The sequence below is a fragment of the Xanthomonas sp. NCPPB 1067 genome, assembly GCF_020783795.1.
In the GTDB taxonomy this organism is placed as follows: domain Bacteria; phylum Pseudomonadota; class Gammaproteobacteria; order Xanthomonadales; family Xanthomonadaceae; genus Xanthomonas; species Xanthomonas melonis.
The window spans coordinates 55,833-81,598 of record NZ_JAJGQG010000022.1; the positions used below are offsets into that span (position 1 = coordinate 55,833).

A 25,766-nucleotide genomic window follows, 5' to 3' on the forward strand; every position below is an offset into this window, starting at 1 on the left:
CTCCGGTGCCCTCTACTCTTCTATGCTTGATACACGACGGTCATTGGCAGCTTACTTGATCTGGACCCGCTTGCCCTGACCGAGTGCATAAACTTCCGGGGAGCGCTTGCGCGAGGCCGCCGGCTTGCGAATCGTCACCTTCTCATAGCGGCGGCGCAGCTCGCGGATGTAGTCGTCCGACCCCACACCCTGAAACAGCTTGATCAGGAATGCGCCACCCGGCTTGAGGTGGTGGTCGGCGAACTCCATCGCCAGCTCGGCCAGATGCATCATCCGCGGCTGGTCGACCGCATCCATGCCACTCTTATTGGGGGCCATATCCGACAGCACAAGGTCTACCGGCACATCGCCCAGCATCGCCTCGAACTGCGATAGGACGTCCTGCTCCCTGAAGTCGCCGTGAAGGAATTCCACGCCCGCCAGTGCCGGCATGTCCAGGATGTCCAGGGCCAGTACCCGGCCGCTGTCGCCCAGCGACTTGCGCACCTGCTGCGACCAGCCGCCCGGGGCGGCGCCCAGATCGACCACCACCATGCCGGGTTTGAGCAGACGATCGCGCTGCAGCAACTCCTCCAGCTTGTAGGCCGCGCGCGAGCGCATGCCCTCGGCCTGGGCCTTTTTCACGTAAGGGTCGGCGAAGTGTTCCTTGAGCCAGCGCTGGCTGCTTTTACTGCGGGAAGGCATTGGCGAAGGGGTCCGAACGGGCCGCCATGATACCCTGAACACCCTTTGCTGCCCCTCGATCCTGCATGTCCATTGTCCTCACCTCCGCCCAGAACCGTTTCCTGCGCGGCCAGGCCCACGATCTCAAGGCGCTGCTGCAGACCGGCGGCAAGGGGGTCACGCCGGCGTTCCTGGCCGAACTCGAGGAAGTGCTCGAACGCCACGAACTGGTCAAGGTGAAGGTGACCTCCGAGGACCGTGAGACCCGCGATGCGTTGATCGCCGAACTGGTCGAGCAGACCGGCTGCGCCCTGGTGCAGCGGATCGGCCATGTCGCCATCCTGTACCGCCCGAGCAAGGAAAAGCGCCAGATCGTGCTGCCGCGCGGCTGACCCAACGAGTCCCTTCATGCCTTTGAGCCAGGAACATCCCGATTACGCGTACGCCTTGCGGGCGGCCGATGGCCATCATGCCAAGGTGAACGAGCAGATTCTGCAGCAGAGTTTCATCCTGACGCCAGACGAGCTGGTGGAGGGCTGGCCGGTGCAGGACCTGGCGCAGCTGCAGGCCGGGCACATGGACGCGGTGCTGGCGCTGGCCCCGGCGGTGATCCTGCTGGGCACCGGCGACCGCCAGCAGTTCCCCGATGCACAGGTACTGGCCGCCTGCCTGACCCGGGGCATCGGGCTGGAAGCGATGACCAACGCCGCTGCCGCACGCACCTTCAACGTGCTGGCGAGCGAAGGCCGGCGGGTGGCGTTGGCGATGATTCTGGAAGGCTAAGAGCCGGGACTCGGGACCCGGGACCCGGGACCCGCAGCATTCCGGAGTGCTTCAAGCCTGAGGGTCCGGCCTGCGCCGGACGACCCAAGCAGGGTGGCCCACATTCCGCTTTCCGGGTCCCGGGTCCCGGGTCCCGAGCTTTACTTCCTCGGCAAGTACAACAACGGATCCACCGGCTTGCCGTTGTAGCGGATCTCGAAGTGCAGCATGTCGCGGGCGGCGCCGCTGCGGCCCATCTCGGCGATCTGTTGACCGGCCTTGACGCTCTGGCCTTCGTTGAGCAGCCGCTTGCGGTTGTGTCCGTAGGCCGACAGCCACTGGTCGTTGTGCTTGATGATGATCAGTTCGCCATAGCCCACCAGCCCGGCACCCGAATACACCACCACGCCGTCGGCCGCCGCGCGAACCGCCTGCCCGCTGGCGCCGGCGATATCCACGCCCTGCTTGGTGGTCTCGCCGCTCACGAACGTCCCCACCACCACGCCATCGGCGGGCCAGCGCCATGCGAAGCCGCTGCTGACCGGGGCGGCCACCGGTGCGGCCGGACGCGCCGGCGCGGCGTTACCTGCCACCGGTGCGCTGGCGCCGGGCTTGCTCGCACTTCCTGGGTACAGCTTGAGCGTTTGGCCGGGATAGATCGTGTTCGGCGAGGACAGGCCGTTCCAGGCTGCCAGGTCCGCTGCGGTGATGTTGGTGCGGCGCGAGATCGCATACAGGGTATCGCCGCGCTGCACGGTCACCGTTGCACCGGGGCGCGGCACCGATGGCCGCGGCGCTGCGGCGGGTCGCGAAGACGCGGAACCGCCACCGGCGCCAGGCGAGCGCACCACCGTGGCACTGCTGCAGGCGGTCAGCCCAATGGCGACCATGAGCACGACTGCTGTCTTGCGTACCGAATTCATCTGCGCCCTGCTCATCCGTTCGTTGTCTTCCACAGCAACCAGGCCGCGCCTGCCGCCAATACCGCCATCGCCACCCAGCCCAGCGGCTCGATCCACTTGTGCAGGGCGGCCTCGGCACGCGCCCCGCCCAGGCGGATCGCACCGGCGACCAGATAGACGCGCTTGCCGCGCCCGACCAGCATGCTGGCGAGGAAGGGCAGCAACGGCACGCCGACCACGCCGGAGGCCCAGGTGAAGATCTTCAGTGGGATCGGCGTGAAGCCCACCAGCACCAATGCCCAGAATGCCTTCCACGGCGACTCCGCCACCAGCACGCGCAGGGTCTCGATCTGGGCCTGGATCTTCGCGCTCCAGCCCAGCCATTCGATCAGCGGCTGCAGGGCGGCGAAGGCGAAATGCCCCAGCAGATATCCGACCATTGCACCGCACAGCGAGCCGATCAGGCTCAAGGTCGCGAACCAGAGCGCGCGCTTGGGCGCGGCCAACGACATCGGCGCCAGCATCACTTCCGGCGGCACCGGAAAGATGAAGCCCTCCACGAAGCTGAGGCCGGTCAACAACGCAGGTGCGCGGCGGTGGCGCGACCAACGGATGGCCACGTCGTACAACGGCCCGAAAATCTTCATCGAGACACTCTCATGGGATCAATCCAGCATGCCCGACAACAGCGGGACGAACGTGACCGGCGCCAGAACCTGATGATCGATCGCACCGTCGGCGTCACGGGTGAGCTGCACCAGCGACTGCGAAGACGCGCCACCGACCGGTGCGACCAGGCGGCCGCCGGCTGCCAGCTGATCGACCAGCGCATCGACCAGCGCCGGCGCGGCCGCGGTGACCACGATGGCGTCGTAGGGGCCGTGTTCGGGCCAGCCGATGCGGCCGTCGTCGTGCTTGCTGCGCACGTTCATGCCCAGATGCCGAAAACGCTTGCGTGCCTGCCGCAGCAGGTCGCCGATGCGTTCGACGGTGTAGACCTCCAGCCCCAGCGCGGCCAGGATCGCGCCCTGGTAGCCGGAGCCGGTGCCCACCTCCAGCACCTTGGTCGGCGCCACCTGCAGCACCGCCTCGGTCATGCGCGCCACCACCCATGGCTGGGAGATGGTCTGGCCATGGCCGATCGGCAGTGCGGTGTCTTCGTAGGCGCGCGAAGCCAGCGCCTCGTCGATGAACAGATGCCGCGGCACGGTGCGCATCGCATTGAGCGTGGCTTCGTCCTGGATGCCGGCCTCGCGCAGACGTTCGACCAGGCGGTCGCGCACGCGTTGGGAGGTCATGCCGATCCCCACCGATTCCGGTTGCAGGCGCAGCCTCGGCGTCATGCCGGCCCGTCCAGCGCAGCGGTCAGCCCGCCCACCCAACCGGCCACCGTCTCCAGCGCCTGATAGCGGGTGAGATCGACATGGATCGGGGTGATCGAAATCCGCCCGGTGCGCACGGCATGAAAATCGGTACCGGGACCGGCGTCCTGCTCGGGACCGGCCGGTCCGATCCAGTACACGGTGCGGCCGCGCGGGTCGCGCTGCGGCACGCAGGGTTCGGAGCGGTGCCGGTTGCCCAGCCGGGTGACCTCGAAACCGAGCACATCCGACCAGGCCAGATCCGGCACGTTGACGTTGAGGATGGTGTCGGCAGGCAACGGGTCGGCCTTCAGCCGCGCCACGATTTCCACCGCCGCGCGTGCGGCGGTCTGGTAGTTGTGCGCCTCGTGGTGATGGGTGACCAGCGAGACCGCAACGGCGGGCAAGCCCAGGAAACGGCCTTCCATCGCAGCGGAGACGGTGCCCGAATAGATCACGTCGTCGCCCAGGTTGGCCGAGTTGTTGATGCCTGAGACCACGATGTCCGGGTCGTAGTCCAGCATGCCGGTGAGCGCCAGATGCACGCAGTCGGTAGGGGTACCAGCCACCGCGCAGGTCTGCGCGTCGATGCGGCGGGTGCGGATGGGCACGTCCAGCGTCAGCGAATTGCTGGCGCCGGAGCGATCGCGATCGGGCGCGACCACCATCACTTCGTGACCGGCATCGCGCAGCGCATCGGCCAGGATCTGGATGCCGGGGGCGTCGACACCATCGTCGTTGCTAACCAGTACGCGCATGGGACTCCTCGGAAAACCCGGCCATGATACCGGATGCGTCCACAGGCTTCGCGCTTGATCTTCGCGTGCGTCTGCGCTTGGAACGGTTACCCTGTCCGCATGTCGCATCCCGAACACGAAGACGACGGCGCGCTGTTTCGCGCAGCGATCGGTGCGGTCACGCCGCTGCGTGAGGTCGCGCCCCCGGCCAACGCCAAGCCGCGTCCGAAACCGCGCGCGCGCATGGCCGAACGCGACGACGCCGAAGCGCACACCGAATTCGCCCGCCTGTTACGCGACAGCGCCCCACTGGAGGCCGGCGATACCGCCAGCTATCGGCGCGAGAATCTGCCCCCACGGCTGTTTCAACGGCTCAAGCGCGGCCAGTTTTCGATCCAGGACGAACTGGACCTGCACGGTGCCACTGCGGCGCAGGCAGAAGCGCTGCTACGCCAGTTCCTGAGCGAGGCGCATGCGCACGAACATGGCTGCGTGCGCATCATCCACGGCAAGGGACTGCAATCGGACACCGGCGCTCCGGTGTTGAAGAACCTGATGGACCGCCTGCTGCGCCAGCGCAACGACGTGCTGGCATTTCATTCCGCGCCGCCCACGCAAGGCGGGACCGGTGCGTTGCTGGTGCTGCTGGCGCCGCGCTGACACGCTGCAGTGGGTTGCCACGCGGCGCCATGGACGCGCACGAACAGGAGCGGTGCGGATGCCTTGAGCAGGGATTCGCCATTGCAGGGCGCTGTCGACGCAACCGGACCCCACACCAGGACAGCAGCATGCGGCACGGCGACCCGGGACGTACGCCGGTGCGGGACGGACAATCGCGCGACTGCAGCACCGCGTTCGCGGCCGGGAAGGCGGCAATCCGCATCGCCCCCCGGATCGATCGCCAGCGCGCTGCGGCGATGACCGCGCGTCACTCGGCAGGCGTCGCCCCGGATTGGGCGGCATCGGTGACCTCGCCCAGCTCCCACAACACGGCGGTCGCATAGCAGCCCGGCGGCAATGCGAATTCCACCCGCAGCGTGTGCGGGTCGTGCCAGGCATGGACGAGATTATGCGGACGCAGCCGCAAGGCACGGCGCTCCTGCTTCAGCCCAGCGGCCTCCAGCCCCTGCCGCAAGGCCTGCGATTGCGGATCCGATAGTGCGCCCTGCTCCAGCGCAGCTGCGTGGCCGGTCGGACGCGGCTCGCCAGCGCCCCACAGCGGGCCACTGGGATGGATGTCGAAACGCGCCAGGCGCTCGGCCAGCACCTCGCTCCACGACTCGGGACCGAACACGCTGCGCGAGCCATCCAGCATCCAGGCTTCGCCCTCCAGCGCGCTGTCCCAACTACCCTGCTGCACGCGCGCGGCCAGCACACGATTGAACAGCGCCGAACGCGCTGCCGACAGCAGGATCGAGCGCTGATCGTTGCGCAGGCGCCGCTTCGATGGCGGCACCTGCGCCAGCGTGCCGTCGGCCTGTTGCACATGGCCGAACATCGCCAGCGCCGCCGCCACGTTGCCGCCATCGCGTCCGAAGCGCTGCTCGCCGAACCAGTTGGGAATGCCGCGCGTGGCGATCGCATGCAGGCGCCGGTCGATCGCCTCGCGCTCGCCCTGCACATCGCGCAGCGTCAGCACGAACCGGTTGCCCAGCAACGCGCCGCGCTGCAGTTTGCGGTTGTGCCAGGTACTGTCGATCACCTGCAGTTGCGCATCGTCGAGCGTGGCCAGGTCCGGGGCGACGCGCTTGGGCAGATGCACGCTGAAACGTTGCGTGGTCACTGCATGGCGATCCTTCAGCCCGGCGTAGCTGACGCCCATGTCAGCGATGCCGGCCCAGCGCGCCAGCATCCTGGCGACATAGGCCGTGTTCTGACCACGCTTGCGGATGGTGAGCAGCAGATGCTCGCCTTCGCCGGAGGGCTCGAAGGCCGGCAACTCTTCGACCTGGAAGTCCTCCGGCGTGCAACGCATCGCCGCGCGTAGCACCGAATCGCCGTGCGCGCGTGAAAGAACCGGGGATTCGCTCATGGTGTCGCTTGCCTTCGCGCCGACGCATCGTGCGCTGTATGCCGACGCTACGGCGCCGAATGTGATGTCGCAGGATGCGATCTTGCAGGCGGACCGATCCGGCCCGAGGGTGGCGTTCTAGGCGGAGATCCTGCCCAGCAGCACCGCCGCCTGCGCGGCGATGCCTTCGCCACGCCCGGTGAACCCGAGTCTTTCGCTGGTGGTGGCCTTGACGCTGACCGCGTCGAGCTCGATCGCCAGCAGGCTGGCGATGCGTTCGCGCATCGCCAGCGCGTGCGGGCCGACCTTGGGCCGCTCGCAGATCACGGTGATGTCGGCATTGCCGACCCGCCAGCCGCGCTCGCGCAGCAATTGATCACAGTGCTGCAGGAATTGCGCGCTATCGGCGTCCTTCCAGCGTGCATCGCTGGGCGGGAAATGCTGGCCGATATCGCCCAGCGCCAGCGCACCGAGCATGGCATCGCACAGCGCGTGCAGCACCACGTCGCCGTCGCTGTGCGCGAGCACGCCATGGCTATGCGCCACGCGCACGCCGCCGAGCATCACATGATCGCCAGCACCGAACGCGTGCACGTCGTACCCCTGGCCGATGCGGAAATCGATGGACATGAATCAAACCTCTTCGGGACCGGGGAAAGCAGAGGCGGAAGGCTGTTGACCGGCTTGTCCCAGGTCCCGGGTCCCGGGTCCCCGGTCCCGATTAGCCAGCTCAAACTCGAAACGCGCCAGATCCACCGGCGTGGTGACCTTGAAGTTGTCCTCGGCCCCTTCCACCAGCAAGGGGCGCAAGCCCATCCGCTCCATCGCCATCGCCTCGTCGGTCACCTCGACGCCGGCCGCCGATGCTTCGGTGAGGCCGCGGATCAGTTGATGCCGCCGGAACAGTTGCGGAGTGAGCGCGCGCCACAGGCGTTCGCGCGGCTCGGTACCGTCGATGCCGCCATCGTCGCCGGCACGCTTGAGCGTGTCGCGCACCGGCGCCGCCAGGATCGCGCCCACCGGATCGCCGCGACCGATCTCCAGCAGCCGATCCAGATCGACCAGCGCCAGGTTCGGGCGCGCGGCATCGTGCACCAGCACGAAATCGTCGGCGCGCACGCTGTCCGGCAAGGCCAGCAGGCCCGCAAGCACGGATGCGGCGCGCGTAGCGCCCCCCACGCACGTGAGTATCGGCTTGGACTGCACCGCGCTCCAGCCCGGCCAATCGGCATCGTCGGCAGCGATCGCCACCAGGATGCCGGCCACTGCCGGGTGCGCCGCAAGCGCCGCCAGGGTGTAGGCCATCAACGGCTGCCCGGCCGCATGCAGATACTGCTTGGGCGTGTGCCCGCCGAATCGCGTGCCACGGCCAGCGGCCGGCACGATCGCCCAGACCGACCCGGTCATGGATGATCCACGGGGTCGGTGGATGCGGGCGCTTGCGGCGCCGGTGCCGCAACCTCACTCGATCCAGGCGGCAGCGACGCATCCTCGACCACGCGGTAGAACGTTTCGCCCGGCTTGATCATGCCCAGCTCGCTGCGCGCGCGTTCCTCGATTGCCGCTTCGCCATCCTTCAAATCCTTCACCTCTGCGGCCAACGCCTGGTTACGCTGGCGCAGGCCCTCGTTGTCCTGCGTCTGATGCGCGACCTGGGCCTCCAGCATCATCACCTCGCCGGAATTCCCAGGCCCGAACCAGAAGCGGTACTGCAGCCAAGCCAGCAGCACCGCCAGCACCAGCAGTAGCCAGCGCCAGTTGCGCACGGCTTAGCGCTTGAGCGACACGAACGCGTCGCGGCCGGCGTAGCGCGCACCGGAACCCAACGCCTGCTCGATGCGCAGCAGCTGGTTGTACTTGGCCACGCGGTCGCTGCGGCACAGCGAGCCGGTCTTGATCTGCGTGGCGGTGGTGGCCACGGCGATGTCGGCAATGGTGGTGTCTTCGGTTTCGCCCGAACGGTGCGAGACGATGGAGGCGTAATTGGCTGCGTGCGCCATCGCGATGGCTTCCAGCGTTTCGGTCAGCGTGCCGATCTGGTTGACCTTGATCAGGATCGCGTTGGCGGTGCCCGAGTCGATGCCCTGCTTGAAGATCTTCGGGTTGGTGACGAACAGGTCGTCGCCGACCAGCTGCACCTTCTTGCCGACGCGATCGGTCAGCAGCTTCCAGCCGGCCCAATCGTCCTCGGCCAGGCCGTCCTCAATGCTGATGATCGGGTACTGCGCCACCCAGTCGGCCAGGAAATCGACGAACTGCTCGCTGGTCAGGCGCTTGTTCTCACCGACCAGATTGTACTTGCCGTTGTCGTAGAACTCCGAGGAGGCCACGTCCAGGCCCAGCAGGATGTCTTCACCGGCGGTGTAGCCTGCCTTGCCGATCGCTTCGAGAATGGTGTCCAGCGCTTCGACATTGCTGCGGAAATCCGGCGCAAAGCCGCCTTCGTCGCCGACCGCGGTGCTCAGGCCGTGGCCCTTGAGCACCGACTTGAGCGAATGGAAGATCTCGGTGCCGGCGCGCAGCGCTTCGGAGAACGAGCCGCAGCCGACCGGCAGCACCATGAATTCCTGGAAGTCGACGTTGTTGTCGGCATGCGCACCGCCGTTGATGATGTTCATCATCGGCACCGGCAGCGCCACGTCCGACTCGGTGATGGTGGACAGGTACTGCCACAGCGGCTGCTTGCGCGAGGCCGCCACCGCATGCGCAGCGGCCAGCGAAACACCCAGCAGCGCATTGGCACCCAGGCGGCCCTTGTTCTCGGTGCCGTCCAGATCGATCAGGCGACGGTCCAGGCCCTGCTGATCGGCGGCGTCGAAGTTCTTCAGCGTCTCGGCGATGGTGCCGTTGACGTTGTCCACCGCGTGGCGCACGCCCTTGCCCAGGTAGCGGGTCTTGTCGCCGTCGCGCAGTTCCACCGCTTCCTTGGTGCCGGTCGAGGCGCCCGAGGGCACGGCCGCGCGGCCGAACGAGCCGTCTGCCAGCGTGACTTCCGCCTCCAGCGTGGGATTGCCGCGGGAGTCGAGGATTTCGCGGGCGAGGATCTTGGCGATAGTGGTCATAGGTCCGTTCGGTTACCAGTAAGGGGGGAAGTACACCGGAAACAAGCCGCCGGATTATCGCCGCACACTGCCCCATTGCCAAATCGCAGGGCCACGGCGTAAGCACCGGCGCTAGATGCGCAGGCCCAGCAGCGTCAGACCGAACAGCACGAGCACGCTCACCAGCAAGGCGAGCGCGATCGCTCCGGCCGCCGGCTGGCGCTGCCAGCGCAATGCGGCAGGGCTGGCGATCAGACAACACAGCGTCGTCGTGGCGGCGACCGCCAGCACCAGCAGCCCCGCAGACCGTGTGGATTGCAGCGCATGGCTGCCGTCGCCCGGCATGCTGATACTGGCGGTGAACACTACCGCCAGCAGTGCCGCGCAGACCCACGTCGCCAGCGACGACCCCAGCGCCATCCAACCCCAGGGCCAGTGATGCCAGTGGCGACGCACCGCCGCAGGCCTCATGCGAAGCGCGCGAACCCGTGTTTCTTGGTCACCGCATCCAGTTCCATCAACGTTTCCAGCAGCTCTTCCATGCGATCCAGCGGCCACGCATTGGGACCATCGGACAGGGCCTTGGAGGGATCGGGATGGGTTTCGGCGAACAAACCGGAGATACCGACCGCCACCGCTGCGCGCGCCAGTACCGGCACGAACTCGCGCTGGCCGCCGGAGCTGCTGCCCTGCCCGCCCGGCAACTGCACCGAGTGGGTGGCATCGAACACCACCGGGCAGCCGGTATCGCGCATGACGCTCAGCGAGCGCATGTCGCTGACCAGGTTGTTGTAGCCGAACGAGGCACCACGTTCGCAGACCATGATCTGCTCGTTGCCGGTGGACTTGGCCTTGTCCACCACCGGCTTCATGTCCCACGGCGCCAGGAACTGGCCCTTCTTGATGTTGACCGGCTTGCCGGCGGCGCAGACGTTCTTGATGAAGTCGGTCTGGCGCACCAGAAAGGCCGGGGTCTGCAGCACGTCGACGACGGCGGCGACCTCGTTCATCGGCGTGTATTCATGCACGTCGGTGAGCACCGGCACGCCGATCTGCCGCTTCACCGCATCCAGCACCTTCAGGCCTTCTTCCAGGCCCGGACCGCGGAAACTGGTGCCGGAGGTGCGGTTGGCCTTGTCGAAGCTGGACTTGAAGATGAAGTTGATCCCCAGCCTGCCGGTGATTTCCTTGAGCTTGCCGGCGACATCGAGCTGCAGCTGCATCGACTCGATCACGCAGGGCCCGGCAATCAGGAACAGCGGCTGGTCGAGGCCGACGTCGAAGTCACACAGTTTCATCAGGTCACCTAATTGAGTAAGCCCCTCTCCCACCGGAAGAGGGGTTGGGGTGAGGGTAAGGTTTGCAAGCGCTAGTAAGGCCAGATGGTTTGCCCTGGCTGGCGCGTGGCGACGCGTTCATCATGGCTTCAATCTTTTCAATGTGTCGCGGCGCCCCTCATCCGCTCCTACGGGTCACCTTCTCCCGGTGGGAGAAGGGAGTTAACCACGAGCGACGCGTTCGTCATGGCTGCCATCTTCCAGTGTGTTGCGGCGCCCCCAAATCCGCCCCTTCAGGGCACCTTTTTCCGACGGGAGAAGGAACTCACGCACGCGCTTCCTTGAGCAACTTGCCGCCTGCCTTCTTCTCGCGCGCAGCGCGCACGAAGCCGATGAACAGCGGATGCCCGTCGCGCGGGGTGGACAGGAACTCCGGGTGCGCCTGGCAGGCCAGGAACCACGGATGCGCATCGCGCGGCAACTCCACCACTTCCACCAGCGTGTCGTCCATCGACTTGCCGGAAATCACCAGGCCGGCATCTTCCAGCTGGGTGCGGTAGCGGTTGTTGAACTCGTAGCGGTGACGGTGACGCTCGGCCACCACGTCCTTGCCGTAGACCTCGCGCGCCAGCGTGCCCGGCTTCAGCCGCTGCTCCTGCAGGCCCAGACGCATGGTGCCGCCCAGGTCGGACTTCTCGTCGCGCTTTTCGACTTCGCCGGTGGCGGTGCGCCACTCGGTGATCAGGCCGATCACCGGGTGCGGCGACTGGCGATCGTTCTCGGTGCTGTTGGCCGCGTCCAGCTCGGCCACGTGGCGCGCGTAGTCCACCACGGCGGCCTGCATGCCGTAGCAGATGCCGAAATACGGCACCTTGTGCTCACGCGCAAACTTGGAGGTCAGCACCTTGCCTTCGAAGCCACGGTCGCCGAATCCGCCCGGCACCAGAATGCCGTCGACATCCTGCAGGGCAGCCATGTCGCTGCCTTCCAGGTCCTGCGCTTCCAGCCACTTCAGGTTGACCTTGGTGCGCTGGCGCAGACCGCCATGACGCAGCGCTTCGGCCACCGACTTGTAGGCATCCTGGTGATCGACGTACTTGCCGACCACCGCGATGGTGACTTCGTCCAGCGGGTGCTTGACCGCGTCCACCACCGCCGCCCATTCGGACAGATCGGCCGCGGCGACCTTGTCGCGCAACTTGAACTGCTCGATGACCACCTCGTCCAGACCCTGGCGCAGCAGTTCCAGCGGCATGCCATAGAGCACGTCGATGTCCGGGCAGCTGATCACCGCGCGCTCGGAAACATTGGTGAACAGCGCGATCTTGCGGCGCTCCGAATCCGGCACGGCCTGTTCGGAACGGCACAGCAGCACGTCTGGCTGGATGCCGATCGAGCGCAGTTCCTTGACCGAATGTTGGGTCGGCTTGGTCTTCAGCTCACCGGCCGCGGCGATGTACGGCACCAGGGTGAGGTGCATGAACATCGCCTTCTCGGCGCCGCGCTCGGTACGCACCTGGCGAATGGCTTCCAGGAACGGCAACGATTCGATGTCGCCCACCGTGCCGCCGATCTCGATCAGCGCTACGTCGAAGCCGGCCGTGGCCTCATCGATGCAACGGCGGATCTCGTCGGTGATATGCGGGATCACTTGCACGGTAGCGCCGAGGTAGTCGCCGCGACGCTCCTTGCGGATCACGTTCTCGTAGATCCGGCCGGTGGTGACCGAGTTCTTGCGCGACAGCCGCGTGCGCACATAGCGCTCGTAGTGGCCAAGGTCCAGGTCGGTTTCGGCACCGTCGTCGGTGACGTAGACCTCGCCATGCTGGAACGGGCTCATCGTGCCCGGGTCCACATTGATGTACGGGTCCAGCTTCATCATCGTGACCTTCAGGCCACGCGCTTCGAGAATGGACGCAAGCGAAGCAGCGGCGATGCCCTTGCCTAGCGAGGACACTACACCGCCTGTTACGAAAATCAGGGGAGTCATGGGGCTCAAGGCCTCCCGGAAAGCCATAGTTTAACGGGTGACGGGCGAATGCCCAAGGGCTGCGTGATGACGAGGTCATCCCGCGCGGCAAAAGTGGCTGCAACCATGCGCAAATGCAGACGCCCCGGCCTGAGCCGGGGCGTCCATGGTGCGAGGTGCCAGTGCGCGAGGATCAGCGCGCCGGCTTTTCCTCTTCTTCTTCCTCGCGCGGGGCGCTGTCGGCCTTGGGCTTCTGCGCGGCTGCGGCAGCGCGGCGTTCGGCCTTGCGCTCGGCTTCGGTCTTGGCCTTGGCATCGTCGGCCTTTTGCGCGGTGGCGCGCTGCCCGGACTGCTGCGGGGCGGCCTGGGCCAGCGCCGGCAACGCCGCCACGACGGTCGCACCCAGGGTGAGCATCAGAATGTGTTTGAACTTCATGGTGTCCTCCGGTTCGGTCACATCCTCAGGTGGGGACGTTCGGTTCCGAAACCAACGCTAGGGTAGCCAGGCGCACCCAGCCCTGCACTGAACGCCTGCCGCGTGCAAAAAGTCGCCCCAGCCCGCACACTTGCGCGTCGTTTCACGTGCCAACGAGATGCATGAACACCCGTTATAACGCCGCCGATATTGAAGTGCTGTCGGGCCTGGACCCGGTCAAACGCCGCCCTGGCATGTACACCGACACCGCGCGCCCGAACCATCTGGCGCAGGAAGTGATCGACAACTCCGTCGACGAGGCGCTGGCCGGCCACGCCAGGCAAGTGGAAGTCACCCTGTACAAGGATGGCAGCTGCGAGGTGTCCGACGACGGCCGCGGCATGCCGGTGGACATCCATCCGGAAGAGAAGATTCCAGGTGTGGAACTGATCCTGACCCGGCTGCATGCCGGCGGCAAATTCAGTAACCGCAACTACACCTTCTCCGGCGGCCTGCACGGCGTGGGCGTGAGCGTGGTCAACGCGCTCTCGACCAAGGTCGAGCTGTTCATCAAGCGCGAAGGCAGCGAGCACCGCATGGAGTTCCGCGACGGCAACGCCGCCTCCAAGCTGGAAGTGGTCGGCACGGTGGGCAAGAAGAACACCGGCACGCGGCTGCGCTTCTGGGCCGACCCAAAGTATTTCGACACGCCCAAGTTCAATGTGCGTGCATTGCGCCATCTGCTGCGCGCCAAGGCCGTGCTGTGCCCGGGGTTGACCGTCAAGCTGCACGACGAGGCCACCGGCGAACAGGACAGCTGGTATTTCGAGAACGGCCTGCGCGACTATCTCAAGGGCGAGATGGCCCAGCACGAGCTGCTGCCGGCCGAGCTGTTCGTCGGCGGCCTGAAGAAGGACACCGAGGTCGTCGACTGGGCCGCGGCCTGGGTACCGGAAGGCGAGCTGGTGCAGGAAAGCTACGTCAACCTGATCCCCACCGCGCAGCACGGCACCCACGTCAACGGCCTGCGTTCGGGCCTGACCGATGCGCTGCGCGAGTTCTGCGATTTCCGCAATCTGCTGCCGCGCGGGGTCAAGCTGGCGCCGGAAGACGTGTGGGACCGGGTCACCTTCGTGCTCAGTCTGAAGATGACCGACCCGCAATTCTCCGGGCAGACCAAGGAGCGGCTGTCCTCGCGCCAGGCCGCCGGCTTCATCGAAGGCGCCGCGCACGATGCCTTCAGCCTGTATCTCAATCAGAACGTGGAGATCGGCGAGAAGATCGCGCAGATCGCCATCGACCGCGCCAGCGCGCGGCTGAAGACCGAAAAGCAGATCGTCCGCAAGAAGGTCACCCAGGGCCCGGCCCTGCCCGGCAAGCTGGCCGACTGCATCAGCCAGGATCTGTCGCGCACCGAACTGTTCCTGGTGGAAGGCGATTCGGCCGGCGGCTCGGCCAAGCAGGCGCGCGACAAGGATTTCCAGGCGATCCTGCCGTTGCGCGGCAAGATCCTCAATACCTGGGAAGTGGCCTCCGGCAGCGTGCTGGCCTCCGAAGAAGTGCATAACCTGGCGATCGCGATCGGCTGCGACCCGGGCAAGGACGACATCACCGGTCTGCGCTACGGCAAGGTGGTGATCCTGGCCGACGCCGACTCCGATGGCCTGCATATCGCCACGCTGCTGACCGCGCTGTTCCTGCAGCATTTCCCCGCATTGGTCGCTGCCGGCCACGTGTTCGTGGCGATGCCGCCGCTGTTCCGCGTGGACGTGGGCAAGCAGGTGTTCTACGCGCTGGACGAAGAAGAAAAGACCACGCTGCTGGACAAGATCGCGCGCGAGAAGATGAAGGGCCAGCTCAGCGTCACCCGGTTCAAGGGCCTGGGCGAGATGAATCCGCAGCAGCTACGCGAATCCACCATCCATCCGGATACGCGCCGGCTGGTGCAGCTGACCATCGACGACGGCGAGCAGACGCGTTCGCTGATGGACATGCTGCTGGCCAAGAAGCGCGCAAGCGACCGCAAACAGTGGCTGGAGACCAAGGGCGACCTGGCTTCGCTGGAAGTTTGAAAACCCGGACGCTTTGAAAGCCCCTCTCCCCTAGGGAGAGGGGTTGGGGTGAGGGTACGGGCGAAGCCTCGTGCAGTGAACATTGCGAGAGCTTCGCCTGCACCCTCATCCGCCCCTACGGGGCACCTTCTCCCGAGGGGAGAAAGAACTAAACTCGATTTTCCGGCGTAAGCTTCAAGATGCGAAAGCAACAGTTGTCCGGTGAGTCACTCAAAGCCACCTGCCCACCGCACACGCACCGCACAAGCAAGCAAGCCCGCGACCCGCATCGGTCAGCGCGACATCCGTGCCTTCCTGCACATTCACCGGGCTCTGCAGAAGCCTAGCATCGGCACTCTCCTGTTCCGGCGTCGACGCTCATGCCCTTGTTCTTCCGTGCCAGCCTATTGGCCTGCCTCCTGCTAAGCGGCGCGGCGCTGGCAGCTGCATCAGACAAAGACGACCGTAAAAGCGACTCCAACGGCGATGCGAAACCCGATGCGGCCGCGGCCAGGCAGGCGCCGTTACCGGGCGATGTCAGCGTGCGTCAGAGCACGCGCGTTGCCGGCCGCTCGCTCAGTTACACCGCCACCGTCGGCACGCTGCCGGTGCGCGATGCGCAGGGCAAGACCACCGGCGAGGTGGTATTCACCGCCTATACCGTCGATGGCAAGGAGCGCCCGGTGACGTTCGCATTGAACGGCGGCCCGGGCGCGGCATCGGTGTATCTCAACCTGGGCGCGATCGGGCCGAAGGTGGTCAGCTTCGGCGCCGAAGGCGACAGTGCGTCGGCACCGGCCACCCTGCGCGACAATCCGGGCACCTGGCTGGACTTCACCGACCTGGTGTTCATCGACCCTGTGGGCACCGGCTTCAGCCGTTCGCTGATCGACGACGACGAGGCCAAGAAGCAGTTCTATAACCCACAGGCGGACGTGGAGTATCTCTCGCGCGTGATCTATGACTGGCTGCTCAAGAACCGCCGGCTGCAGGCGCGCAAGTATCTGGTGGGCGAGAGCTACGGCGGCTTCCGCGGGCCACGCATCACCCAGTTCCTGCAGACCCGGCTCGGAGTGGCGATGAATGGCGTGGTGCTGGTGTCGCCGTTTCTGAATCCGACCCTGGACGACAATGCCGATGTGTCGCCGCTGGCATGGATGATGACGCTACCGTCGATCGCTGCCGCGCACCTGGAACGCCAGGGTCAGCTCAATGAACCGGCAATGCGCCAGGTCATCGACTACACGCGCGGCGACTATGCGGTGGCGCTGATGAAGGGCCGCTCCGATCCGAAGGCCCAGGAGGCCATGTTGCAGCAGGTCACCCGCATGACGGGGCTGGATCCGGCCTACGTGCGCCGCTCCGGCGGCCGGCTGGAGACCCAGGCCTACCTGCGAGAAGTGTTTCGCGACAAGGGTGAGCTGGGCAGCCGCTACGATTCCAACGTGACCGCGTTCGACCCGTTTCCCAACGATCCGGCGCAGCGCGCCAACGACCCGCTGCTGGACAGCATCATCGCGCCCACCACCACGGCGATGGTGGATTTCGTCACCCGGATCGTGGGCTGGAAGGTCGATGCCCGCTATCAGGCAATCAATTACGAGGTCAACACTGCCTGGGACTGGGGCGATGAACTGCGCAAGGGCGCGGTGACGCAGCTGCGCCAGTCGGTGGCGATCGACCCCAAGCTGCGCGTGCTGATCGCGCACGGCTGGAACGACCTCTCCTGCCCGTTCATGGGTTCGGTGCTCACGGTGGACCAGATGCCGGCGATGGGTGATCCCACCCGCGTGCAGGTGCGCGAGTATCCAGGCGGCCACATGTTCTACAACCGTGCCGACAGCCAGGCCGCGTTCCGCAACGACGTCAAGGCCATGTACGAAACGCGCTGAGCGCAGCCATCGCCGGCCGCCCGCAGCGGCTGGCGATGCATCACCCACCCCAACGGCGCGCAAGCACGCCGCGAACGCCACGCAGATGCGTGGCTGCCATCCATCTGGAAGTGGCAGGCATTATCGGAAGCAGATCAGCCGTGCAACTCAGGAGGTGCATCAGCTGTTGCGAATCCCGAATCCCGACTCCCGACTCACACCGCCCCAGGCTCGCTGGCCTTCACGTTCCAGCCCAGCCATTGGTAGAGCTCGTAGCGCGCGATGCCCAGGTATTCGTGCAGGGCCAGATCGGCCAGGGTGAAGTTGTAGCTCTGCGGCAGGACCGACCACGAGGCGGTCAGCCAGTCGGCGCGCACCGGGACGGCATCGATGCCGAAGTGGCGGAAATACAGTTCGGCACGGCGCAGATGCGTGGCCGAAGACACCAGCACGATGCGCTCGGGCCGATAGGCGCGCAGCAACGGCTGACTGAACTGCGCGTTCTGCCAAGTGTTCATGCTGGACGGCTCCATGATCAGATCCGCGCGCCCGATGCCCAGCCCGATCAGCACGCGCTGGTAGACCACCGCCTCGGACAGGCCCAGGCCGCGCGCGTCGCCGCCGCTGATTTCGATCTTGCACTCGCCGCCGCTGCGACGGCACTGCTGGTACAGCCGTGCCGCCTCGACAATGCGGCCATAGGCGAACATGTTGGCCTCGGCCACTGCATCCCTGCCCTCCGGACGCACGGTGCCGGCGCCCAGCAAGACGATGACGTTGCGCGCGCCCCATCCATCGAAGTCGTTGTGCCCGGTGCGCTGCAGGTGCTGCAGCATCCACGACGGCAACGGCCCGCAGCCCACCGCCAGCACCAGCGCCAGGCTGATCGCACCCAGGGTGCGGGAAAATCGCCGTAGGCCGCGGCGGTCGATCAGCCAGGCGAACCCGAACAACACGCACACCAGTGCCAGCATCATCGAAGAAGAGTCTCGCTCAGGATGCGCCGACCGCCGCGCTGCATGCGAACGGCCAGACGCCAGTGGCATTGCATCGTGATCACGGTGCGTGACCGCACCGCGACACCGCTCATGTCCAGCCGAACAGTTCGAAGGCGCGCAGGATCAGATACGCCACGCCACCGGCAGCCGGAATGGTCAGGATCCACGCCCAGACGATGCGCTCGATCACCCCGATCCGCAGCGAGCGCGGATTCTTCGCAAAGCCCACGCCCATGATGGCGGTGGAGATGCTGTGGGTGGTGGAGACCGGCATACCGAAGTGCGCGGCCAGGGTCAGTACGGTGGCCGAACTGGTTTCGGCAGCGAAGCCGTGGATGGGATGCAGCTTGACCATCTTGTGACCGAGCGTCTTGATGATCTTCCAGCCGCCAGAGGCCGTACCGGCCGCCATCACCACCGCGCAGGTCAGCACGATCCACATCGGGATGCCGTCGCCGGCCGCCAGCCCGGTGCCCGGATGCAGGAAGGCCAGCCAGCCAGGCAGATCGTCCAGCGCGCCGGCCGACTGCGCGCCGATCAGGGTCATGGCGATGATGCCCATGGTCTTCTGCGCGTCGTTGTGCCCGTGCGCATAACCCATATACGCGGCCGAGGCGATCTGCGCCTTGCCGAAGAAGGCATTGACCCAACGCGGCCGCGCCAGCCGGCCGATCCGACCGCCGAGCCGCGACATGCCGGCGATGAGCGCCCACAGCAGCACCATCACCACGATGCCGAGCAGGAAGCCGGCGATCGGCGAGGTGATCATCGGCACGAACACCTTCCACAACAGGCCCTTGTTCTTGGCCCAGTTGCCGATGTTCTCCGACCAGATCAAGGCGTCCCAGTTGTTGTGCGCGGCAGCCAGGCCGGCGCCGCACAGCCCGCCGATCAACGCATGCGACGAGGAGGACGGCAGGCCCTTCCACCAGGTGATCAGGTTCCAGATGATGCCGCCCAGCAAGGCGCACAGGATCACCTGCGGGGTGACATCCACCACGTCGGTATTGAGCAGACCCGAGGCGATGGTCAGCGCCACCGCCGTGCCGGTGAGTGCGCCGATCAGGTTCATGCCGGCGGCCAGCATCACCGCCCAACCCGGTGAGAGCACCTTGGTGGCGACGACGGTGGCGATGGAGTTGGCGGTGTCGTGGAAGCCGTTGATGAACTCGAACACCAACGCAGCCAGGATCACCACCAGAACAAGGGTAAGCACGCGGCGGCCTCAGCTGTTCTTCAACACGATCTGATACACCACCACGCCCGCCTCGCGGCAGCGGTCAATGGCTTTTTCCAGGATCTCGAAGAACTCCTTGAGCAGAAACATCTGCAGCGTATCCAGGCGGCCGGAATAGATATCGCGGTACAACTCCAGCATCAGCCGGTCGGCTTCGTTCTCGAGCATGCGCAGCTTGTCGTTGAGCGCGGTCATGCGATCGATGTTCATGCGCGGCAGCTCGTCGACCATTTCCACCACCACGGCCGCGGCCTGTTCCAGCATCGCCGCGCGCGGGGCGAAGTCGATGTGTTCCAGGTGCTTGGTCGCCAGCGAATAGCGATCGGCGAATTTCTCCACCTGCTTGGGAATCTTGTACAGCGCCGAGCCCAGCGCCTCGATGTCTTCGCGCTCGATCGGGGTCATGAAGCTGTCCACCAGTGCCTGGCCGATCTTGTCGGAGGCGGCGCGTTCGCGCAGGCGGGCGAGCTTGAAGGCGTCCAGCGCGGGCTGCCGATCGGACTCGCGCATCATGGCGTGCAAGGCCTTGGTGCTGTCGTAGGCGGCCTGCGCCGCTTCGTTCAGGAGCGAATAGAACTGCTTGCCGGAACCGAAGATGGTCTGCAACGAGAACATGGGTGAAGAACTTCCTGCCGTCGAGGGAGAGACGGCACCAGGGGCGAATTATGACCGCTCCATGACCTGTCTGGGTATATGGACGCTGCCGGGGCCTTCACATCGGCATTTCCCGGCTCGAACCACCCTGTGGTTTGCTACCATGCCCCCGCGCCTTCGGGCGCACCCTATGGAAGACGACCCTATCTCCCCCGCCTGCCGTCCCGCCCCTGCGCGCGTCGGCCATCGCTGCGCAACCCCGCCCTCCCCTTCACTGACCGGGGAAGACGCCCGTGGTTGAGTTTCTGATCGTCATTGCCCTGATCGTATTGAACGGCTTCTTCGCGATGTCGGAGATGTCGTTGATGACCTCGCGCAAGAGCCGCCTGAAGCAGATGGCTGGCTCCAGCAAGCGCGCGGCCCGGGCGCTGGCTCTGGCCGAGAGTCCCGAGAACTTCCTGTCCACGGTCCAGATCGGTATTACCCTGATCGGCATCCTGACCGGCGTGTTCGGCGGCGAGGCGATCGGCGAGGCGATCAGCAACTGGCTGCAGCAGCTGTTTCCGGCACTCTCGGCCTCGTTCGAACTGGTCGGAACGCCCCGGCCCTATTCGGTGGTGATCGGCAATACCCTCGCGGTGGCACTGATCACCTTCCTGACGCTGATTTTCGGCGAACTGGTCCCCAAGCGGCTGGCCTTGCGCAACTCCGAGCACATCGCCGGCTTCGTCGCCGTGCCGATGACCTGGCTGGCGAAGATCGCCGCGCCCGGCGTGTGGGTACTGGCGCGCTCCACCCGCCTGGTCCTGCGCGTGCTGGGCATGGGCAAGGACGAATCGGCATCGGTGACCGAAGAGGAGATCCGCATGCTGGTGGCCGAGAGCCACGAGGCCGGGGTGATCGATGCGCACGAACGCGACATGATGAACCGGGTGATGCGGCTGGGCGACCGCACCGCCGACAGCCTGATGACGCCGCGCAACCGCATCGCCTGGCTGGACGCCAATGCCGAGCCGGAACGCAATCTGGCGATCATGCGCGAGCACGAATTCTCGCGGTACCCGGTGTACCGCGGCAGCGACCAGGACATCGCCGGTGTGCTGGAAGTCAAATCGCTGGTCACCCGCATGGATGGGCACGGCGCGCAGCTGTTCCAGGCCCTGCGCGACACGGTGTTCGTGTCCGAATCCACGCATGCGATGAAGCTGCTGGAGATCTTCCGCGAAGAACAGCAGTCGATGGCGCTGGTGGTGGACGAGTACGGCGAGATCCGCGGGCTGGTGACCATCAGTGACCTGATGGGCGCGGTGGTGGGCCGCCTGCAGGCAGTGGAAAACACCGACGAAGATGCACTGGTGGTGACGCGCGCCGATGGTTCGTTGCTGATCGACGGTTCGCTGCCGGTGGAAGAACTGCGCGAAGTGCTGGGCGCCGAATTGCCGGATGCCGACGAAGGCGATTACCACACCCTGGCCGGGCTGTGCATCTACTATTTCGGGCGGATTCCGCAGGCTGGCGAATTCTTCGACTGGGCCGGCTGGCGCATCGAGATCGTTGATCTGGACGGCGCGCGCGTGGACAAGCTGTTGCTGCGCCGGGTCGGCGACGAGGACAGCGATGACAGCGTCGGCTGAGGGCGGGCCACCACCCGGCGAGGCGGACGAGGAACGGATGCGCTATCGCAACGAAGGCATCCGCAGCCTGCTGGCGGCCTTCAGCGATGGCGACCCGGAGCAGGTGCTGCGTGTGCGCGAGATCCTGGCCGACCTGCAGCAGAGCGCGTTCGGGGTCTTTCTGTTCCTGGCGATCCTGCCTTCGTTCATTCCGATTCCGGGCGTGGCCGGCGGCATCAGTGGTCCGCTGACGGTGCTGATCGGGCTGCAGATGATGTGCTGCCTGCGCAAGCCGTGGGTACCGGCCTTCATCGGCGAGCGCGGGCCACGGCGGCGGACCAGCCAGCGCTTCGTCGCCAAGCTTGGGCCGACCCTGCGGCGACTGGATCGACTGCTCAAGCCACGTCTGCAGGTGCTGCTGGATCGCCTTCCGGCACAGGTGTTCACCGGCGTGCTGCTGGTGCTGGTCGGAATCCTGCTGACGCTGCCGATCCCGTTCACCAACTACATTTTCGGGCTGATCCTGCTGCTGTTTGCGTTGGCCTTGCTGGAACGCGATGGCGCGCTCCTGCTGGCAGGCTGGGCGGCCGCGCTGATCTCGGTGGCCGTGTTCGGCGTCACTTCGGATCAGTTGGTGGACCTGATTCGCGGCTGGTGGCCGGTGGCTTGGCGGTAGGGCCGAAGGGCGCGTGGTCGTAGCGTCCTTGCCTGCGCGCTTACCGGCGCCGCGCGGGTTTAGGTTACCTGGTCCTGAGCTGTATGCGGGGATAGTAGTGGCGCGTCGTTGCAACAGGTCTAGCTCGCATTGAAGCAATGCAATTCGCGGTTTGTGGCAGCTCCGTACCCTCTCCCCAGCCCCTCTCCCGCTGGGAGAGGGGCTAGGTGGCGAAGGTGATGGGCCAATCCCGCAGGCAGAGGGGCTTATGCGCTGTGCCGCACTGGCAGCCGATTCTGTACTGAATACCGGTGGCCGATCGGGGCTTTACTTCAGATCGACCACGCGGTTGTCGGACAGGCTGCCGGGGTCGTCGGTGACGGCGGTCATGACGAAATACAGCGCCTTGCCGAGCAGGCCGCTGGGGCCGTCCCAGTATTCGGCCGACTCGGCGCGTACATGGATCAGGCGCAAGTTCGGATCGTCCTTGCCGCCGGGAAAGAACACCTTCATCGCCGGCGACCACAGTTGCTCGATCTTGGCCCGGTCGTGTACTACCTGCGCTGTACCGGCCACGGACACGTATGTGTTCTTGGATGCGGACGCGTAGGCCACGTTGACGCGCGGATCGGCGGCGATTTCTGCCACCTTCGGGCTGTCGGCGGCGGTGGCGAACCACAGGTCGCCGTCGAACTCGACTTCCTGCGTGCCCAGCGGGCGGCTTACTAACTTACCGTCGGCCGAGACGGTGGTGAACATGGCGATGTCCACCCCGCGAATCAACTCGGCCAGTTGCTTGATGTTCTCGCTGCGTTCGTGAAATTGCATGCCTGCCTTCCCAATGGATGTGCACGCATCTGAGCGGATCGCCACGCAAAGCGACGTGAATCACACAGTGGTCACGTCCAATTCGCGTACCGCCGCTGCGGCGATCTCGAACGAGCGCAAACGCGCGCTGTGATCGTAGATGTTGGCGGTGAACAGCAACTCATCCGGCGCATGGCGCTCGATGAACTCTGCGACGCCACGCGCAACCTGCTCGGCATCGCCTAGCACCGTGCATGCGAGGGCGCGCTCCACACCTGCGCGCTCGTGCGGTTGCCAGAAGCTGTCGATGTCGTCGATCGGCGCAGGAATCTTGCCCGGCTTGCCGCGCCGCAGATTCACGAAGCTCTGCTGCTGGGTGGTGAACAGGCGGCGCGCCTGCGCCTGCGTTTCGGCGGCTACCACGTTCAGTGCCAGCATCACGTAGGGCTTGGCCAACTGCGCAGACGGGCGGAATTCGCGGCGATAGATCGCCACCGCTTCATCCATCGCATCGGGCGCGAAATGCGAGGCAAAGGCGAACGACAGGCCCATGGCCGCCGCCAGCCGTGCACTGAACAGGCTGGAGCCCAGCAGCCACACCGGCACGTCGAGGCCGGCACCGGGCACGGCCTGCACCAATTGTCCCGGCACTGCGGGTGCGAAATAGCGCAGCAACTCGGCCACGTCCTGGGGGAACTGGTCGGCGCTGTCGAAGTAACGGCGCAGGGCGCGCGCGGTGGGCTGGTCGGTGCCAGGCGCGCGGCCCAGACCCAGGTCGATACGCTGCGGATACAGCGAGGCCAGCGTGCCGAACTGTTCGGCCACCTGCAGCGGCGCATGATTGGGCAGCATGATGCCACCGGCGCCGACACGGATGGTGCTGGTGCCGCCGGCCACGTGCCCGATCAACACCGCGGTGGCAGCGCTGGCGATCCCGGGCATGTTGTGGTGTTCGGCCAGCCAGTAGCGCTGGTAGCCCCAGCGCTCGGCGTGCTGCGCCAGATCCAGCATGTTCGCGAAGGCGTGGGTGGTGTCGCTGCCTTCGCAGACCGGCGCCAGATCGAGCACGGAGATAGGGGTCATCGATGACTCCGGAACCAGAGAATGTTCAGGAGATGGGGCCGACCTGCCGCTTTGCCAGCCATCTGCGGGCCGCCGGACAGGATTACAGCATTCCAGCAATCGAACACCGAGGCAGGCAGTCAGCGGCCTCGGCCACGCATGGATGGATCGCGCATGCACCTGCGTTGTCTTCGATGGCGGGCACGCGGCCAGCCCGCGTGCGGGGACGAAAGCCTAGGGCGCTCAACGAAGCACCGGCCGGTTCGAGAGCGGCCGCTGGCTACGATCACGATCCGTTGGCTGCAAGGCATGACCATGGCCTCTCCTGCCGTATCCACCCGCGGCTCAGACGTTGCACAGATCGCTGCGCGTATCGACCGGTTACCTGCCAGCGCAACCCTGTGGCGGCTGGTCGGCCTGTTGGCATTGGGCGGCTTTTTCGAGCTGTACGACCTGTTCCAGACCGCCTACGTCAGCCCAGGCCTGATCGCCGACGGCATCTTTGCCCATGGCAATGACGGTGCGTTCGGCGTATCCGATCAGGCCGCGTTTGCTGCGGCCACTTTTCTGGGACTATTCGTGGGCGCTGCATTCCTGAGTCCGCTCGCCGACCGCTTCGGTCGACGCATGGTGTTCACCTTCGCGCTGGTCTGGTACACCGCAGCCACTGTGGCGATGGGGCTGCAAAGCACTGCCACCGGAGTGATCGTGCTGCGCCTGGTGGTCGGCATTGGGTTGGGCATCGAGCTGGTGACCATCGACACTTATCTGTCGGAACTGGTCCCCCGGCATATGCGCGGCGCGGCGTTTGCATTTGCGTTCCTGGTGCAGTTTCTGGCGGTACCGGCAGTGGCGCTGAGCGCGTGGCTGCTGGTACCGCACGCGCCGCTGGGTGTCAGCGGCTGGCGCTGGGTGGTGCTGCTGAGCGGCGTGTTCGCACTGGCGATCTGGTGGCTGCGCAGCCGCTTGCCCGAATCGGCGCGCTGGCTCGCCGCCCAGGGCCGCTATGCGGAGGCCGACACGGTACTGACGCACCTGGAGGCACGCTGCGAGCGCGACATCCAAGGGCCTTTGCCGACGCCGGTGGTTGCCGATGCGACCCCCGCCGGCCCGGGGCAGGTCTGCCTGCTATGGCGCGCGCCCTACCGCGGGCGTATCGGCATGCTGGTGGTGTTCCATGTGTTCCAGGCGATCGGCTTCTTCGGCTTCGGCAACTGGTTGCCGGCCTTGATCGCCGCGCAAGGCACCGGGGTGACCAAGAGCCTGGGATATGCGTTTGCGATTTCGCTGGCCTACCCGCTGGCGCCGTTGTTGCTGCTGCGCTTTGCGCAGCGCTGGGAAAACAAATGGCAGATCACCGCATCGGCACTGGGCGCGGTGCTGTTCGGCGTGCTGTTTTCGCTGCAGCATCAGGCCATCGGCATGGTGCTATGCGGGGCGATGATCGCATTCTGCAATGCCTGGATGAGCTTTGCCTATCACGGCTATCAGGCCGAGCTATTTCCCACCGTCCTGCGCGCGCGGGCGGTGGGGTTCTGCTACTCGTTCAGTCGCCTGTCGACGGCAATGAGCAGTGTGCTGATCGGCTGGCTGCTGGCCCAGGTGGGCAGTCATGGCGTGCTGAGCTTCATCGTGATCAGCATGTCGATCGTAGCGAGCGTGATCGCCTGTTTCGGGCCGAAGACGCGCAATCGAGCGCTGGAAGATATCGCTGGCTGACCGCAGCGCGCCTCGCGGCGC

27 protein-coding genes are annotated in these 25,766 nt (G+C 66.0%); 8 read left to right on the forward strand and 19 right to left on the reverse strand.

Going from position 1 to position 25,766, the window contains the following annotated elements; genetic code table 11:
- Window positions 1–51 precede the first annotated feature (51 nt).
- Window positions 52–684: a 23S rRNA (uridine(2552)-2'-O)-methyltransferase RlmE gene (gene rlmE / locus LL962_RS15555; protein ID WP_104588314.1), complete on the reverse strand. Its 633-nt coding sequence runs from the start codon at window positions 682–684 to the stop codon at window positions 52–54.
- A 65-nt stretch (window positions 685–749) separates the two neighbouring features.
- On the opposite strand from rlmE, the gene yhbY reads away from it, so the two are divergent.
- Together yhbY and LL962_RS15565 are read left to right on the forward strand one after the other, a co-directional pair.
- The gene (gene yhbY, locus LL962_RS15560) at window positions 750–1,055 is read left to right on the forward strand and encodes a ribosome assembly RNA-binding protein YhbY (RefSeq protein ID WP_104588313.1); all 306 of its coding nucleotides are present in this window, start codon (window positions 750–752) and stop codon (window positions 1,053–1,055) included.
- 16 nt (window positions 1,056–1,071) lie between these two features.
- Window positions 1,072–1,446, forward strand: a complete 375-nt coding sequence (locus LL962_RS15565) for an Mth938-like domain-containing protein (RefSeq protein ID WP_228317555.1) — start codon at window positions 1,072–1,074, stop codon at window positions 1,444–1,446.
- Between the two features lie 140 nt (window positions 1,447–1,586).
- Here LL962_RS15565 and LL962_RS15570 read toward each other — a convergent pair whose 3' ends face one another.
- From LL962_RS15570 to surE, 4 genes are read right to left on the reverse strand one after another with little or no spacing between them, the layout of a single operon-like run.
- Complete coding sequence (locus LL962_RS15570; RefSeq protein WP_167395398.1) at window positions 1,587–2,363, reverse strand: peptidoglycan DD-metalloendopeptidase family protein; 777 nt, start codon at window positions 2,361–2,363, stop codon at window positions 1,587–1,589.
- Entirely contained in the window at window positions 2,360–2,974 is a 615-nt protein-coding gene (locus LL962_RS15575) for a YqaA family protein (protein ID WP_104588310.1), read from the reverse strand. The genes LL962_RS15570 and LL962_RS15575 overlap by 4 nt, the downstream gene beginning before the upstream one ends.
- 18 nt (window positions 2,975–2,992) lie before the next feature.
- Window positions 2,993–3,670, reverse strand: a complete 678-nt coding sequence (locus LL962_RS15580) for a protein-L-isoaspartate(D-aspartate) O-methyltransferase (protein WP_104588309.1) — start codon at window positions 3,668–3,670, stop codon at window positions 2,993–2,995.
- Window positions 3,667–4,446, reverse strand: coding sequence for a 5'/3'-nucleotidase SurE (gene surE / locus LL962_RS15585; RefSeq protein ID WP_104588308.1), 780 nt, complete (start codon window positions 4,444–4,446; stop codon window positions 3,667–3,669). The genes LL962_RS15580 and surE overlap by 4 nt, the downstream gene beginning before the upstream one ends.
- 99 nt (window positions 4,447–4,545) lie before the next feature.
- Here surE and LL962_RS15590 point away from each other — a divergent pair, with 99 nt between their 5' ends.
- Window positions 4,546–5,085 carry a Smr/MutS family protein gene (locus tag LL962_RS15590; RefSeq protein WP_104588307.1) on the forward strand — a complete coding sequence of 180 codons (540 nt, stop codon included), beginning with the start codon at window positions 4,546–4,548 and terminating at the stop codon, window positions 5,083–5,085.
- 268 nt (window positions 5,086–5,353) lie between these two features.
- Here the strand turns inward: LL962_RS15590 and truD are convergent, their stop codons facing one another.
- From truD to LL962_RS15635, 9 genes are all read right to left on the reverse strand, one after another.
- Window positions 5,354–6,457, reverse strand: a complete 1,104-nt coding sequence (gene truD / locus LL962_RS15595; RefSeq protein WP_104588306.1) for a tRNA pseudouridine(13) synthase TruD — start codon at window positions 6,455–6,457, stop codon at window positions 5,354–5,356.
- Window positions 6,458–6,574: 117 nt separating this feature from the next.
- Complete coding sequence (gene ispF / locus LL962_RS15600) at window positions 6,575–7,066, reverse strand: 2-C-methyl-D-erythritol 2,4-cyclodiphosphate synthase (protein ID WP_104588305.1); 492 nt, start codon at window positions 7,064–7,066, stop codon at window positions 6,575–6,577.
- A 3-nt stretch (window positions 7,067–7,069) separates the two neighbouring features.
- Complete coding sequence (gene ispD / locus LL962_RS15605; protein ID WP_228317556.1) at window positions 7,070–7,843, reverse strand: 2-C-methyl-D-erythritol 4-phosphate cytidylyltransferase; 774 nt, start codon at window positions 7,841–7,843, stop codon at window positions 7,070–7,072.
- Window positions 7,840–8,202: a cell division protein FtsB gene (ftsB, locus tag LL962_RS15610; RefSeq protein ID WP_104588303.1), complete on the reverse strand. Its 363-nt coding sequence runs from the start codon at window positions 8,200–8,202 to the stop codon at window positions 7,840–7,842. Before ftsB ends, ispD begins: the two co-directional genes overlap by 4 nt.
- 3 nt (window positions 8,203–8,205) lie before the next feature.
- Complete coding sequence (eno, locus tag LL962_RS15615; RefSeq protein ID WP_104588302.1) at window positions 8,206–9,498, reverse strand: phosphopyruvate hydratase; 1,293 nt, start codon at window positions 9,496–9,498, stop codon at window positions 8,206–8,208.
- A 111-nt stretch (window positions 9,499–9,609) separates the two neighbouring features.
- On the reverse strand, window positions 9,610–9,933 hold the full coding sequence (locus LL962_RS15620; RefSeq protein WP_228317557.1) for a hypothetical protein: 324 nt from the start codon (window positions 9,931–9,933) through the stop codon (window positions 9,610–9,612).
- A gap of 11 nt (window positions 9,934–9,944) precedes the next feature.
- A complete protein-coding gene (gene kdsA, locus LL962_RS15625) occupies window positions 9,945–10,775 on the reverse strand; it encodes a 3-deoxy-8-phosphooctulonate synthase (RefSeq protein ID WP_104588300.1) in 831 nt (276 codons plus the stop codon).
- Window positions 10,776–11,079: 304 nt separating this feature from the next.
- On the reverse strand, window positions 11,080–12,744 hold the full coding sequence (locus LL962_RS15630) for a CTP synthase (protein ID WP_228317558.1): 1,665 nt from the start codon (window positions 12,742–12,744) through the stop codon (window positions 11,080–11,082).
- A gap of 172 nt (window positions 12,745–12,916) precedes the next feature.
- Window positions 12,917–13,159 (reverse strand): hypothetical protein, encoded by a 243-nt coding sequence (locus LL962_RS15635; RefSeq protein ID WP_228317559.1) that lies wholly within the window; start codon window positions 13,157–13,159, stop codon window positions 12,917–12,919.
- Between the two features lie 161 nt (window positions 13,160–13,320).
- Between LL962_RS15635 and parE the strand changes: the two genes are divergently transcribed.
- Together parE and LL962_RS15645 are read left to right on the forward strand one after the other, a co-directional pair.
- Window positions 13,321–15,210: a DNA topoisomerase IV subunit B gene (parE, locus tag LL962_RS15640; protein ID WP_228317560.1), complete on the forward strand. Its 1,890-nt coding sequence runs from the start codon at window positions 13,321–13,323 to the stop codon at window positions 15,208–15,210.
- A gap of 359 nt (window positions 15,211–15,569) precedes the next feature.
- Window positions 15,570–17,081 (forward strand): S10 family peptidase, encoded by a 1,512-nt coding sequence (locus LL962_RS15645; protein ID WP_228317561.1) that lies wholly within the window; start codon window positions 15,570–15,572, stop codon window positions 17,079–17,081.
- A 194-nt stretch (window positions 17,082–17,275) separates the two neighbouring features.
- Here the strand turns inward: LL962_RS15645 and LL962_RS15650 are convergent, their stop codons facing one another.
- The 3 genes from LL962_RS15650 to LL962_RS15660 all read right to left on the reverse strand — a co-directional run bounded on the left by LL962_RS15650 (window position 17,276) and on the right by LL962_RS15660 (window position 19,910).
- Window positions 17,276–18,037 carry a YdcF family protein gene (locus LL962_RS15650; RefSeq protein WP_104588296.1) on the reverse strand — a complete coding sequence of 254 codons (762 nt, stop codon included), beginning with the start codon at window positions 18,035–18,037 and terminating at the stop codon, window positions 17,276–17,278.
- Window positions 18,038–18,146: 109 nt separating this feature from the next.
- Window positions 18,147–19,274 (reverse strand): inorganic phosphate transporter, encoded by a 1,128-nt coding sequence (locus tag LL962_RS15655; protein WP_104588295.1) that lies wholly within the window; start codon window positions 19,272–19,274, stop codon window positions 18,147–18,149.
- 9 nt (window positions 19,275–19,283) lie between these two features.
- The gene (locus tag LL962_RS15660) at window positions 19,284–19,910 is read right to left on the reverse strand and encodes a DUF47 domain-containing protein (protein WP_104588294.1); all 627 of its coding nucleotides are present in this window, start codon (window positions 19,908–19,910) and stop codon (window positions 19,284–19,286) included.
- Window positions 19,911–20,182: 272 nt separating this feature from the next.
- Between LL962_RS15660 and LL962_RS15665 the strand changes: the two genes are divergently transcribed.
- Entirely contained in the window at window positions 20,183–21,523 is a 1,341-nt protein-coding gene (locus LL962_RS15665; protein ID WP_228317562.1) for a hemolysin family protein, read from the forward strand.
- Window positions 21,524–21,560: 37 nt separating this feature from the next.
- Window positions 21,561–22,178 (forward strand): exopolysaccharide biosynthesis protein, encoded by a 618-nt coding sequence (locus LL962_RS15670; protein WP_441004877.1) that lies wholly within the window; start codon window positions 21,561–21,563, stop codon window positions 22,176–22,178.
- A 306-nt stretch (window positions 22,179–22,484) separates the two neighbouring features.
- Here the strand turns inward: LL962_RS15670 and LL962_RS15675 are convergent, their stop codons facing one another.
- Together LL962_RS15675 and LL962_RS15680 are read right to left on the reverse strand one after the other, a co-directional pair.
- On the reverse strand, window positions 22,485–22,985 hold the full coding sequence (locus LL962_RS15675; RefSeq protein ID WP_228317564.1) for a pyridoxamine 5'-phosphate oxidase family protein: 501 nt from the start codon (window positions 22,983–22,985) through the stop codon (window positions 22,485–22,487).
- A 60-nt stretch (window positions 22,986–23,045) separates the two neighbouring features.
- Entirely contained in the window at window positions 23,046–24,047 is a 1,002-nt protein-coding gene (locus tag LL962_RS15680) for an LLM class flavin-dependent oxidoreductase (protein WP_104588290.1), read from the reverse strand.
- A gap of 288 nt (window positions 24,048–24,335) precedes the next feature.
- On the opposite strand from LL962_RS15680, the gene LL962_RS15685 reads away from it, so the two are divergent.
- Entirely contained in the window at window positions 24,336–25,745 is a 1,410-nt protein-coding gene (locus tag LL962_RS15685) for an MFS transporter (protein WP_228317565.1), read from the forward strand.
- The last annotated feature ends 21 nt before the right edge of the window (window positions 25,746–25,766 follow it).

Excerpts from the sequence above, each read along its gene's own strand:
- ispD (WP_228317556.1), bottom strand. The coding sequence starts at position 7,843 with ATGACCGGGTCGGTCTGGGCGATCGTGCCGGCCGCTGGCCGTGGCACG.
- LL962_RS15675 (WP_228317564.1), bottom strand. The coding sequence starts at position 22,985 with ATGCAATTTCACGAACGCAGCGAGAACATCAAGCAACTGGCCGAGTTG.
- LL962_RS15670 (WP_441004877.1), top strand. The coding sequence starts at position 21,561 with ATGCGCTATCGCAACGAAGGCATCCGCAGCCTGCTGGCGGCCTTCAGC.
- ispF (WP_104588305.1), bottom strand. The coding sequence starts at position 7,066 with ATGTCCATCGATTTCCGCATCGGCCAGGGGTACGACGTGCACGCGTTC.
- truD (WP_104588306.1), bottom strand. The coding sequence starts at position 6,457 with ATGAGCGAATCCCCGGTTCTTTCACGCGCGCACGGCGATTCGGTGCTA.
- LL962_RS15685 (WP_228317565.1), top strand. The coding sequence starts at position 24,336 with ATGACCATGGCCTCTCCTGCCGTATCCACCCGCGGCTCAGACGTTGCA.
- LL962_RS15635 (WP_228317559.1), bottom strand. The coding sequence starts at position 13,159 with ATGAAGTTCAAACACATTCTGATGCTCACCCTGGGTGCGACCGTCGTG.
- rlmE (WP_104588314.1), bottom strand. The coding sequence starts at position 684 with ATGCCTTCCCGCAGTAAAAGCAGCCAGCGCTGGCTCAAGGAACACTTC.
- LL962_RS15680 (WP_104588290.1), bottom strand. The coding sequence starts at position 24,047 with ATGACCCCTATCTCCGTGCTCGATCTGGCGCCGGTCTGCGAAGGCAGC.
- LL962_RS15570 (WP_167395398.1), bottom strand. The coding sequence starts at position 2,363 with ATGAGCAGGGCGCAGATGAATTCGGTACGCAAGACAGCAGTCGTGCTC.
- parE (WP_228317560.1), top strand. The coding sequence starts at position 13,321 with ATGAACACCCGTTATAACGCCGCCGATATTGAAGTGCTGTCGGGCCTG.
- LL962_RS15580 (WP_104588309.1), bottom strand. The coding sequence starts at position 3,670 with ATGACGCCGAGGCTGCGCCTGCAACCGGAATCGGTGGGGATCGGCATG.
- LL962_RS15660 (WP_104588294.1), bottom strand. The coding sequence starts at position 19,910 with ATGTTCTCGTTGCAGACCATCTTCGGTTCCGGCAAGCAGTTCTATTCG.
- LL962_RS15650 (WP_104588296.1), bottom strand. The coding sequence starts at position 18,037 with ATGATGCTGGCACTGGTGTGCGTGTTGTTCGGGTTCGCCTGGCTGATC.
- LL962_RS15565 (WP_228317555.1), top strand. The coding sequence starts at position 1,072 with ATGCCTTTGAGCCAGGAACATCCCGATTACGCGTACGCCTTGCGGGCG.
- kdsA (WP_104588300.1), bottom strand. The coding sequence starts at position 10,775 with ATGAAACTGTGTGACTTCGACGTCGGCCTCGACCAGCCGCTGTTCCTG.
- LL962_RS15575 (WP_104588310.1), bottom strand. The coding sequence starts at position 2,974 with ATGAAGATTTTCGGGCCGTTGTACGACGTGGCCATCCGTTGGTCGCGC.
- LL962_RS15645 (WP_228317561.1), top strand. The coding sequence starts at position 15,570 with ATGCCCTTGTTCTTCCGTGCCAGCCTATTGGCCTGCCTCCTGCTAAGC.
- LL962_RS15590 (WP_104588307.1), top strand. The coding sequence starts at position 4,546 with ATGTCGCATCCCGAACACGAAGACGACGGCGCGCTGTTTCGCGCAGCG.
- LL962_RS15630 (WP_228317558.1), bottom strand. The coding sequence starts at position 12,744 with ATGACTCCCCTGATTTTCGTAACAGGCGGTGTAGTGTCCTCGCTAGGC.
- surE (WP_104588308.1), bottom strand. The coding sequence starts at position 4,446 with ATGCGCGTACTGGTTAGCAACGACGATGGTGTCGACGCCCCCGGCATC.
- yhbY (WP_104588313.1), top strand. The coding sequence starts at position 750 with ATGTCCATTGTCCTCACCTCCGCCCAGAACCGTTTCCTGCGCGGCCAG.
- eno (WP_104588302.1), bottom strand. The coding sequence starts at position 9,498 with ATGACCACTATCGCCAAGATCCTCGCCCGCGAAATCCTCGACTCCCGC.